Source organism: Agrobacterium sp., from assembly GCF_059499945.1.
Genome location: NZ_JCABZP010000014.1, coordinates 412,037 through 423,586, shown reverse-complemented (window position 1 = coordinate 423,586; position 11,550 = coordinate 412,037). Strand labels below are relative to the sequence as shown.

Below are 11,550 nucleotides of genomic sequence, written 5' to 3'. Positions count from 1 at the left end.
TCCGCTTTCAACCTGTCGCCGCAAGCGACATTTCCTGCTTCAGTGGCTGTCCGCGCGAGGCGCTGACGATGGCATCGACATCCAGAATGAGAGCGACGCGCCCGTCACCGAGGATAGTGGCGGCGGCAATGCCCTGAACATGGGTATAGTTCGCCTCCAACGATTTGATGACGACCTGGCGCTGGCCCTGGATCGCATCGACCATCAGGGCACGCTGGCCACCGCCTTCCGATTCCACCAGAAGGGCGACACCTTCGACCGGATCGGCCTGGGTCGGACGGAAGTTCAGCACGCGACCGACATCCACCAGCGGGCAGAAGGAGTTGCGGATGGAGATCAGCCGCTGGTTGGCGCCGAAGGAGTGAATGTTCTTTGCTTCCGGCTGCAGGGTTTCCACGATCGCGGTCAGCGGCACCACCAGCGTCTGGCCGGCAACAGTCACCACCATGCCGTCGAGAACGGCAAGCGTCAGCGGCAGGCTCATGGTGAAAGTCGAACCGTGGCCCGGGCGCGAGGAGATGCTGATGCGACCGCCAAGCGCCTGAATGGAGCGCTTGACCACATCCATGCCGACGCCACGGCCGGAAATGTCGGAAATCTTGTCGGCCGTGGAGAAGCCCGGCGCAAAGATCAGATTGTCGATCTCCTCGTCGGTCAGGTTCGCATCGGCGGCGATCAGATCGTTGTCGATCGCCTTCTGGCGAACACGCTCGCGGTTGATGCCGGCGCCGTCGTCCTGCAGTTCGATCAGGATGCGACCCGAACGGTGCTTGGCCGAAAGCTTGATGGTGCCTTCCGGGTTCTTGCCCGCAGCCTCGCGCTTTTCCGGCGTTTCGATGCCGTGGTCGACGGCATTGCGGATCATGTGCGTCAGAGGTTCCGCCAGCTTGTCGATGACCGTCTTGTCGACTTCTGTGTTTTCACCTTCGGTGATGAGGCGGATCTGCTTGCCGATCATGTCGGCGACTTCGCGGACGATACGCGACATGCGCTGGAACACCGGCTTTACCGGCTGCGCGCGGATCGCCATGACGCTGTCCTGGATTTCGCGCGTCAGCTGCTGCAGCTCGTCGAGGCCCATATTGACGGCCGACGTGCCACTTGCGTCGTTTTCGATGACACTCTGCGACAGCATCGCCTGATTGATGACGAGCTCGCCGACAAGGTTGATCAGGCGGTCGACGCGATCGAGATCGACACGGATGGTCTGGCCGGCGCTGGCATTGGCCGCTGCGTTGGCGTTCGCCTGCGCTGCGGCAGGCGCGGCCGCAGCCTCGCGCTTTTCGATGGCGGCATTGACGCTGTGGGCGATCTGCGTCGTCGCGACGGCCGTTTCGACGGCTGCTGCAGCATAAGACGCTTCCGCCGTGGCGATTTCAACGATGGGCTGCTCTTCCGATCCGCTATCGAGAGCCGAAAGGTCGAACGGCACCGGGATCATCGGAAGCTCTTCCTCGCCGCCTGCGACGGCCGAAACATCAGGCACGATTTCCAGATCGCAATCCCATTCGGCAAATTCGAAGACGCTGCGGATACCCTCTTCGCCCTTGTCGGTCGCGATCGAAACCGTCCAGGAGAGATAGGATGCTTCAGGATCGAGCTTGTCGAGCGAAGGCAGCTCCGACATGTCGCAATTGATGCTCATCTCGCCGATGCGCGAGAGATCGCGCAGCAGAAGTGCCGCCTCGTTGCCCTTCGAATAAAGCGACGCATGCGGCTTGAAGGTGATCTGGAAGGACGGCACTTCCATCAGCGGCGTGGTTTCGTCGGCAAAGTCCGTAAAGGAGAACGGGATCGGCTCAAAGCCGCTCTCATCCGTCGGCTTGGCCTTCACGGGTTCCGGTGCCTTTACGGCGACGGGAGCCGGCGCGGATGCCGGAACGGCTTCGCCGTTTGCCAGCGCTTCCAGTTCCTTCACGAGGCCACGGGTGCGGCTTTCATCGACGCTGCCGCCGTCTCTTGCCGCATTGGTCAGGTCCGCCAGCACGTCGGCGGAGCGCAGCATGACTTTCAGAACATCCTGGGTCGGCTCCAGCTTGTTGGAGCGGACGCAGTCGAGGGTCGTTTCAAAAACGTGGGCGAAAGCCACGAGATCATCGAGACCGAAGGCACCAGCCCCGCCCTTGATGGAATGAACGGCACGGAAAACGGCGTTGACGGTTTCCGGATCACGGTCGCCGTCATTCAATTTAAGAAGCCCCGATTCCAGTTCGGCGAGCTGCTCCTCGCATTCCTGGAAAAAGATTTCCTTGATTTCGTTCATATCCATCGTGAAATGTCCCGTATCAGGCGGTTACGCGTTCAATGGCATCGATGAGTTTTGCAGGGTCGAACGGCTTGACGATCCAGCCGGTCGCACCGGCCTGACGGGCGCGGTTCTTCTTTTCTGCATCGCTTTCGGTCGTCAGAACGAGGATCGGGATCGCCCGGTACTTTTCGTTGCGACGCACACCCTCGATGAAGCCGAAACCATCGAGACGGGGCATGTTGATATCAGTCACGATGACATCGGGGTTGCTCTGCTCGAGCACTTCGAGGCCCTCGATGCCGTCTTCGGCCTGAATGGTTTCGAAACCGGCATTGTTAAGCGTGACCAGGAGCATGTTCCTGATCGTCCGGGAATCATCCACGGTAAGAACTTTTTTCTTCACTTTTGCATCTCCTTGGGGAGCAAATGGTCAATATCGACGCCTATCAGTTTCATGGTCTTGTCGAATGCATCGGACACCCTGGCAAAACCGAAGGGCTTGCCATCCTCCTCCCAGGACTTCGCGCCGGCCATGAGGACCTGGGCGCAAAGTGCACCGATACGCTCCACCTCGGACGCGTCGACCGACAACGGCGCTCCTCTCAGCGTCATCAGCTTGCCGTGCAGGGCCGATGCTTCGTTGAGATCCAGCACCGGTGACAGTTTCAGCGTCGCCTCAGCTGCTTTTCTGGCTGCCATTACATGACTCCTTGGCGTCTGAATTGTTGGTAATCCTGGCCGTAATCCGTGCGGTTATCCGCACGGGCCATAAATGAAGTGTCCTGCCGGTCCGCACCGGACGCCGCCTTCGCCTGCCCCTGACGGGCAATGCGGAATTCGCGGATGGTGCGGCCGAGTTCCAGAATGACGGTTTGAAGCGCGTCGGCCTCGGAGGCGCTCGCACTGATATCGACGGCATTCCGGTCCGCCTGCCGTTGCTGCCCGCCAATATCGGCGGCAACCGATTGCAGTTCGCCGGCCTGCTCGGCCGTATGCCGGGAGACTTCCGCGATCATGTCGTTGATGCCTGAAACCTGCCGGACGACGCCGCCGATTGCGTCTTGCGTGCGGTTGACCATGCGCACGCCGCCCTCAACCTGCGTCTTCGTGGTGCCGACCAGGCTCTTGATCTCTCTTGCCGCATCTGCAGACCGCTGGGCGAGCGCCCGGACTTCCTGCGCAACGACGGCGAAACCACGGCCGCTATCACCCGCGCGCGCCGCCTCGATGCCGGCATTGAGGGCCAGAAGATTTGTCTGAAAAGCAATCTCGTCAATCGTGCCGATGATCCTGCCGATCTGCTCGGCAGATTGTTCGATGTCCGACATGGCGTTGATCGCCTCGCCGATCGCCCGGCCGCTTTCGACAGCCGCATCGCGGGCGCTGGAAACCGCCTTTTCCGTCGCCGCTATGCGGGCGCCGTTTTCGGCAACGTTACCGATCATCGCCTGGATCGCACGGGAGGTCTCGGCAAGGGCTTCGGCCTGCTGGCGGGAACGCTCCGCGATGGAGCGGCCCATATCCGCAAACCGCGCGCCGAGCGCCTCAGCCTCGCCGATGTTGTTTTGCGCCGCGATCAGCGATGCGCCGATCGTTTCCAGAGCCGTATTGAAAGAAGCCGCAACGTCGCGATAGGCTTCAGGTACATCGCCGCCGATGCGGGCCTGCAAATCACCTGCAGCAAAGGCCGTCAATGCGGTGCCCAGCAACGTCGCCGCTTCCGAGCGGTCACTGTCACGCTGCTCGGCCAGCTCCCGGCCATGGCGCAGGCGCAATTCGTTAAAACGCAGCGAGACGGCGATTTCGGTGTCGACCATCACCAGACGGACGACGTTCTTCACGGCTTCCGCCAGTTCACGGGTTTTCTTGCGGTTGCCGGGCAGGATGGAGCGCGGCGCATGTTCGGCCACCAGTCCGCCGACAAGATGTTCTAGAACCACCGCGTGGCTGGCGATCTGCCAGCGCGGATCAAGCCCCATGCGGCTGGAATTATCAGAGAGAACCTTCACCCGCTCGGCATAAAGCGCATCGAAACGCGCATCCGTCAAAACGCTCCAGTGCGAGGATTGCAGATCGTGCAGTCGGTCGAGCTGATTTTCGCTTTCGAAGGACGGGGAACAGTCCGGCATGGACTGGAAACGGGTCATCACGTCCCGCAGGCCGGCCTTGACGTAAGGCTCCAGCATGCTGCGATAGCTGCGCAGGAAATCGGATTGCGTCTCATCGAGGCCGGCAAAACGCAACCGTCCCGCCAGGCTTCCGCCTGCCGACCTGCGCGCTTGATCTGATGGCAAGTCCTGCCCCAACCGACGTCCCCAATAACATGACGGCCGGTAAAACCCGGCCAAATTGGCCAAGGTTCAGAACGCCAGCACCCTAAAGGGGATTTTTGAACGAACATACCCATCGCGGACGATGCGGCATCGACGCTTGCCAGACCTTCTTGAACCAAGAAACGAAAATACCGGATCGGCACCGGTACGGCAGTGCGGCGTCATGCCTGGAAGGGGAGAGAACCCCATTCCGCCGTGGAAATACCATCAATCTTTATGGTTAATTCCTTGCTTGAAAGTTAAGAAACACAGGCGTCGGCGTCAAACGGTAAAATTTGTAAAAGCTTTTAGCCAATGCCGCCCTCACTTTGCCGCAAACGGGCAAAAACGAAAAGGAATCGGACGCTGCGGGCGGTTTTTCCCGCCTGCGCGCTGGACAAGCATGTCCGGCTTCCCCTAAAACAAATCAACAGGATATTCGCTCAACGGTGATGCTTTAAAGAGACCTTTACGATCAAGGAGATGCCAACTTGCCATGGATGGAGAAAGGCCGCAGTTCAAGGCGCCATCCGCAAGTGCTGATCGGTCTCGTGGTCGCGAGCCTGCTCGTCATGATCGGCTTTCAGGCGCCCTCCGGCGTCAAGCCCCTTTCCAAAACCAGCCGCCTCGAGCGATTGCAGAGCGTCGATCCGGGCCGTTCCATCTCTCTTCGCGAAAAAGCTTGCGATAGCGGCAACGATGTCGGCTGCAGGACCGGCGATGCCGGTTCGGGCCTTCGCTACAGCGAGTTCGCTTCATTCGCCCCGAACCTCAGGGATCACGCCGAAGCCTCGCTCGCTGCTGTTGCCATCGTGCCACAAACTTCCCGAGACTTTGCCAGCGTGGTTCCACGCGCGCCTCCGCATATTATGTATTAGTCATTCCGGCTGTCATCATCATCGGGTTCATTGCGAACCTTGAGGGATCGGAGGCGTCGGAAACCCGCCGTAGGCTCCCATTCCAGAGAGAAAACCGCCGCCGCATATGACACTTGCAACCATTCTCCCATTTATTGTCGCATTGCCCTTCGTTGGCGCGCTCCTGACGGCTTTCATGCCGCGCGAGGGTGTAGCCGCAGCCCCCGCCTCCGTCGCGGGCGCAGTCGCCCTTTTCGGGCTGGTCAGCAGTATCTTTCTTTATACGAGCGTCAGTGGCGGCGCGGTTCTTAAATATGATGTGGAATGGCTGCCCCAGCTCGGCCTGAACTTTACCCTGCGGCTGGACGGGTTCGCCTGGATTTTCTCAATGCTGATTACCGGCATCGGCCTGCTGGTGGTGCTGTACGCCCGTTACTACATGTCGGCTGAAGATCCGATCCCGCGTTTTTTCGCCTTCTTCCTCGCCTTCATGGGCTCAATGCTCGGCGTGGTCCTCTCTGGCAACGTCATCCTGCTGTCGATCTTCTGGGAAATGACGAGCATCTTCTCGTTCCTGCTGATCGGCTACTGGCATCAGAACGCCGGCGCGCGCGACGGTGCGCGCATGGCGCTGACAGTGACCGGTATCGGCGGCTTCAGCCTTCTGGCCGGGCTGCTGATCCTCGGCCACATGGCGGGAAGCTATGACCTCGACAAGATCATCGAGGCCGGCGCCGCCATTCGCGCCCATTCCCTCTATTTACCGGCGCTTATTCTCATTCTCGGCGGCGCGCTGACCAAGAGCGCGCAGTTTCCGTTCCATTTCTGGCTGCCCAACGCCATGGCGGCGCCCACACCCGTTTCCGCCTACCTGCACTCCGCCACGATGGTGAAAGCAGGGGTATTTCTGCTCGCACGGTTCTGGCCGGTACTGGCAGGCACGCCGGAATGGTTCTGGCTGGTGGGTGCGGCAGGTATCATCACGCTGCTGCTCGGCGCTTATTTCGCCATGTTCCAGCAGGATCTGAAGGGGCTGCTGGCCTATTCCACCATCAGCCACCTCGGCCTTATCACCACGCTGCTCAGCCTCGGCAGCCCGCTTGCGGCGGTTGCGGCCATCTTCCACATGGTCAACCACGCCACCTTCAAGGCCTCGCTTTTCATGGCGGCGGGCATCATCGACCATGAGACCGGCACCCGCGACATGCGGCGCTTAAGCGGGCTCTATACCTATATGCCCGCGACTGCGACGCTCGCCATGGCGGCGAGTGCGGCCATGGCCGGCGTACCCCTGTTCAACGGCTTCCTTTCCAAGGAAATGTTCTTTGCCGAGGCCGTCGAAACCCATGCCGACTCGCTGCTGGACCGGGCCCTGCCCTATGTCGCGACGCTGTCGGGCGCATTCGCCGTCGCCTATTCGCTGCGTTTTATCCATACGGTCTTCTTCGGCCCCAAACCCGTTGACCTGCCCAACCCCAATCCGCACGAGCCGCCGCGCTGGATGCGTTTCCCGATCGAGTTCCTGGTTTTTGCGTGCCTGATCGTCGGCATCGTTCCGAGCCTGTCCATCGGCCCGTTCCTGCATTCGGCCGTGCTTTCCGTTCTCGGTCCGCAGACGCCAGTCTACAGCCTGTCGATCTGGCACGGTTTCAACCTGCCGCTCATCATGAGTATCGCAGCGCTGATCGGTGGCGTTACCATCTATGTCCTGCTTGGCGGTTATTTCTCGCGCTGCGACGACGGCCCGCCAGTCTTCCGGCATTTGCGGGGACAGCGCATCTTCGAGCGCATTCTCGTCACCGTGTCCTGGAAATGGGCGCGGTGGCTGGAAAGCACGCTCGGCACGCGGCGTCTGCAGCCGCAGCTGAGGCTTCTGATCCTTGTCGCGCTTCTTGCAGGTTTCTCGCCGCTCTTCCTCTCGGAATTCTCCCTATCGCTACCGCGCGTGACGACCTTCGATCCGATCTTCGCCATCCTCTGGCTGATCGGCATGATCGCCGCGATGGGGGCTGCCTGGCAGGCGAAATATCACCGCCTCGCCGCCCTCGTGATGCTTGGCGTCTCGGGACTCGTCACCTGCCTTACCTTCGTCTGGCTTTCCGCGCCGGATCTCGCCATCACCCAGCTACTGGTGGAAATCGTCACCACGGTTCTCATCCTGCTTGGCCTCAGATGGCTGCCGAAACGCTTCGAGAAGGTCGACAGCAGCAATGAATTCCCGGCGCAGCTCCGCCGCGCCCGTGACTTCCTGCTGGCGGCCGCAAGCGGTATCGGCATGTCCGTCATCGCCTATGCCGTGATGACCCTGCCAGTACCGAACGCGATTGCGACCTATTTCCTGGAGCGCGCCTATACCGAAGGCGGCGGCACCAATGTCGTCAACGTCATCCTTGTCGACTTCCGCGGCTTCGATACATTCGGCGAAATCGCTGTTCTGGCGATCGTGGCGCTTACCGTCTTTGCGCTGCTTCGCCGTTTCCGCCCGGCGCATGAAAGCATCGGGGTGCCGGAACAGCAGCAGATGCAGAACGCCTTCGATGCGGAAAGACCCGACCGCAGCAATGGGGACACGGTTCGCGACTATCTCTACGTGCCATCAATCGTGATGCAGTGGATGTTCCCTGTCATCATCACCTTCTCGATCTTCCTGTTCATGCGCGGCCACGATATGCCGGGCGGCGGCTTTGCGGCCGGCATCACCATGGCGATTGGCTTCCTGCTGCAATATCTCGCTGGCGGCGCGCGCTGGGCGGAAGACCGCATCCGCATCCTGCCGTTGCGCTGGATGGGCTTCGGCCTTCTGATGGCGGCGGCGACGGGTATCGGCTCGTGGTATTTCGGCTACCCGTTCCTGACCTCCTATTTCCAATATACGGAGATCCCCTATATCGGCAAAATGCCGACAGCTTCGGCCTTGCTGTTCGACCTCGGCGTCTTCTCGCTGGTCGTCGGCTCCACCGTTCTTATCCTGATAGCACTGGCACACCAATCGTTGCGTAACTACCGCGTTCGCACGCCTGAAGCCGCAAAAGCGGAGGACGTGTAATGGAACTCATTCTTGCAATCGGCATCGGCATCATGACCGGCTCCGGCGTCTGGCTAGTGCTGCGCCCACGAACCTACCAGGTCATCGTCGGGCTCTCGCTGCTGTCCTATGCCGTCAATCTCTTCATCTTCGGCGTCGGCGGCATCAAGACCAATGCGCCGCCGGTGCTGGTGAACGGCGTTGACAGCTCAACGCTGGCCGACCCCGTGCCGCAGGCGCTGGTGCTGACGGCAATCGTCATCGGCTTTGCCACCACCGCATTGTTCCTCGTCGTGCTGCTTGCCGCCCGCGGCCTCACCGGCACCGACCATGTGGACGGGAGGGAGTCGAAATGATGTCGTTCCCCTTCCACATCGTCATCGCCCCCATTCTGGTGCCGCTGATCACCGCAGCCCTGCTGCTGTTCTTCGACGAGCGCCAGCGCGTGGCGAAAGCCGCCATCAGCCTCACCTCCACCGTGCTGTTGCTGGTGGTCGCCATCCTGCTGTTCCGCGAGGTGAACTCGACCGTCAATACCGAGATCGCCGCGGTGGTTTCGAGCGGCGTCTACCTGCTCGGCAACTGGCCGGCCCCCTTCGGCATCGTGCTCGTCGCCGACCGTCTTTCAGGCCTGATGGTGCTGTTGACGGCGCTGCTTGCCATTCCGTCTTTGATCTATTCCATGGCCAAGTGGCACAAGTCCGGCGCGCATTTCCATTCGCTGTTCCAGATGATGCTGATGGGCGTCAATGGCGCGTTCCTGACAGGCGACCTCTTCAATCTCTTCGTCTTCTTCGAAGTGATGCTGGCGGCCTCTTATGGGTTGTTGCTGCACGGTTCCGGCCAGCAGCGCGTCAAGGCGGGGCTGCATTACATCGCCATCAACCTCGTTGCAGCGCTGTTCTTCCTGATCGGCGTCAGCCTCATCTATGGCGTTACCGGCACGCTGAACATGGGTGACCTCGCCCATCGTATCGAAGGCCTCAACCCCGACCAGCGTATGCTGCTGGAAACCGGAGCGGCGGTTCTGGGCGTCGCGTTCCTGGTCAAGGCCGGCATGTGGCCGCTGAATTTCTGGCTGCCTTCCGCCTATGGCGCGGCGTCGGCCCCGGTTGGCGGGCTGTTTGCGATCATGAGCAAGGTGGGCATTTATGTCATCGCCCGCCTGTCCTTCCTGCTTTTCGGGCAGACGGCAGGCGAATCCGCCGGTTTCGGCCATGATGCCCTGCTTGTCGGCGGCATCGCCACCATCATCTTCGGGGCCATCGGCGTTCTGGCGTCACAGGCGCTCGGGCGGCTCGCCGGCTTTTCGGTTCTGGTATCGTCCGGAACGCTTCTTGCCGCCATGGGCACCGGTAATCCGACAGTTGCGGCCGGGGCGCTCTATTACATGGTCAGTTCCACGCTCACCATCAGCGCCTTCTTCATGCTGATCGAGCTGGTGGAACGCGGGCAGGATGCGGGCGCGAACGTTCTTGCCGTGACCATGGAGGCCTATGGCGAGGGCGAAGACGAGGATGAGGAGGAAGAAGTCGGCGTGACCATGCCCGCCACCATGGCAGTGCTCGGCGCCTGTTTTGCCGCCTGCGGCATTCTTCTCGCCGGCCTGCCGCCGCTTTCTGGCTTCATCGCCAAATTCTCGATGCTGACCGCCATTCTCAACCCTTCCGGGCTTGGCGCCAATGACAGCGTTTCCACGCTTTCCTGGTGGCTTGTCTTCCTGATCGTCTTTGCCGGTTTCGCCTCGCTGATCTCGATGACGCGCGCCGGCATCCGCACCTTCTGGGCCTCCATCGAAGGAACCGTGCCGCGCGTGCTCGTCATCGAAATCGCGCCGATCATGCTGCTGCTCGGCCTGACGCTTGCCATGACCGTGCAGGCAGGACCGGTGATGCGTTACATGCAGGAGACCGCGCGTATTCTCGATCTGCCGGCAAGCTATATTCAGGGCGTCATTTCCGCCCCGAGAGCGGGAACGAACCCGGAGGCGGAACCATGATGAGCCGTATCCTGCCTTATCCGCTGCTGACGATCTCGCTGATCTTCTTCTGGATGACGATCAACAGCTTTTCGCCGGGGCACCTGCTGCTTGGCACCTGTGTCGCGCTTATCGCCTCCTGGGCGATGGCGTCGCTGAGGCCAGCCAAGCCGCGCATCCGCAACTGGCACAGGCTGGTGCAGCTGATCTTCATCGTGCTTTATGATATCGTCAGGTCCAATCTCTCGGTCGTGAGGATCATCCTGTTCGAGCGCGAAAAGAACCGCAAATCCGGCTTCCTCGCGGTGCCGCTCGATATTCGCGACCCCATGGCGCTGGCCGTTCTCGCGACGATCCTGACCTCGACGCCGGGAAGCGCATGGCTCGAATATAATTCCAGTCAGGGCACGCTTCTGATTCACGTTCTCGATGATGTGGATGAGGCTGCCTGGATAAGCCTCATCAAGAACCGTTATGAAAAACTGCTGATGGAGATATTCGAATGAGTTCGATTATCCTTTTCTGGTCCTTTTCGCTGGCACAGTTCATGCTCGCCATAGCAATGACGATATCAGTCTATCGCATCGCCATCGGCCCGCGTGCGCAGGACCGCGTGCTGGGCGTGGATACGCTTTATGTCAACGCCATGCTGCTTCTCCTGACCTTCGGCCTGCGCACCGGCAACGACATCTATTTCGAGGCATCGCTGCTGATCGCCATTCTGGGCTTCGTCTCCACCGTCGCCCTTTCCAAATTCCTGATGCGCGGCGAGGTGATCGAATGAACGAGGTACACGAATTTCCGCTCTGGGCCGCCATTGCCGTGGCCTTCTTCGTGCTGCTCGGCGCCTCGCTGACGCTGATCGGCACCATCGGCTTTGCCAGGCTCAACAGCTTCTATGAGCGCCTGCACGCGCCAACCCTCGGCACCAGCTGGGGCACCGGCGGCATCGTCATGGCATCGATCATCTATTTCTCCGTGTCCGGCGACCGCTTCGCCTTCCACGAAATCTTCATCGGCATTTTCATGACGGTGACGACCCCGGTTTCCCTGATGCTGCTCGGCCGGGCGGCACTTTATCGGGACCGGGCGGAGCAGAGTACGGACAATCGGGAGCATTTGTAATTCGC

Annotated in this window: 11 protein-coding genes; 7 read left to right on the top strand and 4 right to left on the bottom strand. The window is 60.8% G+C overall.

Translation table 11 applies throughout. The features are described 5' to 3' along the window. Positions 1–7: 7 nt before the first annotated feature. Genes AC5I5B_RS13770 through AC5I5B_RS13755 form a run of 4 tightly spaced genes read right to left on the bottom strand, consistent with a single transcriptional unit; the run spans position 8 to position 4,542 of the window. Positions 8–2,269: a chemotaxis protein CheA gene (locus AC5I5B_RS13770; RefSeq protein ID WP_112958470.1), complete on the bottom strand. Its 2,262-nt coding sequence runs from the start codon at positions 2,267–2,269 to the stop codon at positions 8–10. Between the two features lie 16 nt (positions 2,270–2,285). Continuing rightward, complete coding sequence (gene cheY1, locus AC5I5B_RS13765; protein WP_003493773.1) at positions 2,286–2,651, bottom strand: chemotaxis response regulator CheY1; 366 nt, start codon at positions 2,649–2,651, stop codon at positions 2,286–2,288. Then, a complete protein-coding gene (locus tag AC5I5B_RS13760; RefSeq protein WP_003503483.1) occupies positions 2,648–2,947 on the bottom strand; it encodes an STAS domain-containing protein in 300 nt (99 codons plus the stop codon). Before AC5I5B_RS13760 ends, cheY1 begins: the two co-directional genes overlap by 4 nt. Beyond that, a complete protein-coding gene (locus AC5I5B_RS13755; protein ID WP_336377025.1) occupies positions 2,947–4,542 on the bottom strand; it encodes a globin-coupled sensor protein in 1,596 nt (531 codons plus the stop codon). Before AC5I5B_RS13755 ends, AC5I5B_RS13760 begins: the two co-directional genes overlap by 1 nt. Before the next feature lie 518 nt (positions 4,543–5,060). Between AC5I5B_RS13755 and AC5I5B_RS13750 the strand changes: the two genes are divergently transcribed. From AC5I5B_RS13750 to mnhG, 7 genes are all read left to right on the top strand, one after another. Beyond that, positions 5,061–5,438, top strand: a complete 378-nt coding sequence (locus AC5I5B_RS13750) for a hypothetical protein (protein WP_111833717.1) — start codon at positions 5,061–5,063, stop codon at positions 5,436–5,438. A gap of 106 nt (positions 5,439–5,544) precedes the next feature. Further along, positions 5,545–8,463, top strand: a complete 2,919-nt coding sequence (locus AC5I5B_RS13745; RefSeq protein WP_111833718.1) for a monovalent cation/H+ antiporter subunit A — start codon at positions 5,545–5,547, stop codon at positions 8,461–8,463. Then, positions 8,463–8,798 (top strand): Na+/H+ antiporter subunit C, encoded by a 336-nt coding sequence (locus AC5I5B_RS13740; RefSeq protein ID WP_003503487.1) that lies wholly within the window; start codon positions 8,463–8,465, stop codon positions 8,796–8,798. The genes AC5I5B_RS13745 and AC5I5B_RS13740 overlap by 1 nt, the downstream gene beginning before the upstream one ends. Beyond that, entirely contained in the window at positions 8,795–10,441 is a 1,647-nt protein-coding gene (locus tag AC5I5B_RS13735) for a monovalent cation/H+ antiporter subunit D (RefSeq protein WP_003503488.1), read from the top strand. The genes AC5I5B_RS13740 and AC5I5B_RS13735 overlap by 4 nt, the downstream gene beginning before the upstream one ends. After that, the gene (locus tag AC5I5B_RS13730; protein WP_003503489.1) at positions 10,438–10,926 is read left to right on the top strand and encodes a Na+/H+ antiporter subunit E; all 489 of its coding nucleotides are present in this window, start codon (positions 10,438–10,440) and stop codon (positions 10,924–10,926) included. The genes AC5I5B_RS13735 and AC5I5B_RS13730 overlap by 4 nt, the downstream gene beginning before the upstream one ends. After that, entirely contained in the window at positions 10,923–11,204 is a 282-nt protein-coding gene (locus AC5I5B_RS13725; protein ID WP_003503490.1) for a K+/H+ antiporter subunit F, read from the top strand. The genes AC5I5B_RS13730 and AC5I5B_RS13725 overlap by 4 nt, the downstream gene beginning before the upstream one ends. Then, on the top strand, positions 11,201–11,545 hold the full coding sequence (gene mnhG, locus AC5I5B_RS13720) for a monovalent cation/H(+) antiporter subunit G (RefSeq protein ID WP_111833719.1): 345 nt from the start codon (positions 11,201–11,203) through the stop codon (positions 11,543–11,545). Before AC5I5B_RS13725 ends, mnhG begins: the two co-directional genes overlap by 4 nt. Positions 11,546–11,550 lie beyond the last annotated feature (5 nt).

What these genes read in the sequence shown, in the direction of transcription:
- AC5I5B_RS13735 (WP_003503488.1), top strand. Translation starts at nt 8,795, where the DNA reads ATGATGTCGTTCCCCTTCCACATCGTCATCGCCCCCATTCTGGTGCCG.
- AC5I5B_RS13740 (WP_003503487.1), top strand. Translation starts at nt 8,463, where the DNA reads ATGGAACTCATTCTTGCAATCGGCATCGGCATCATGACCGGCTCCGGC.
- AC5I5B_RS13730 (WP_003503489.1), top strand. Translation starts at nt 10,438, where the DNA reads ATGATGAGCCGTATCCTGCCTTATCCGCTGCTGACGATCTCGCTGATC.
- mnhG (WP_111833719.1), top strand. Translation starts at nt 11,201, where the DNA reads ATGAACGAGGTACACGAATTTCCGCTCTGGGCCGCCATTGCCGTGGCC.
- AC5I5B_RS13750 (WP_111833717.1), top strand. Translation starts at nt 5,061, where the DNA reads ATGGAGAAAGGCCGCAGTTCAAGGCGCCATCCGCAAGTGCTGATCGGT.
- AC5I5B_RS13745 (WP_111833718.1), top strand. Translation starts at nt 5,545, where the DNA reads ATGACACTTGCAACCATTCTCCCATTTATTGTCGCATTGCCCTTCGTT.
- AC5I5B_RS13760 (WP_003503483.1), bottom strand. Translation starts at nt 2,947, where the DNA reads ATGGCAGCCAGAAAAGCAGCTGAGGCGACGCTGAAACTGTCACCGGTG.
- AC5I5B_RS13725 (WP_003503490.1), top strand. Translation starts at nt 10,923, where the DNA reads ATGAGTTCGATTATCCTTTTCTGGTCCTTTTCGCTGGCACAGTTCATG.
- AC5I5B_RS13770 (WP_112958470.1), bottom strand. Translation starts at nt 2,269, where the DNA reads ATGGATATGAACGAAATCAAGGAAATCTTTTTCCAGGAATGCGAGGAG.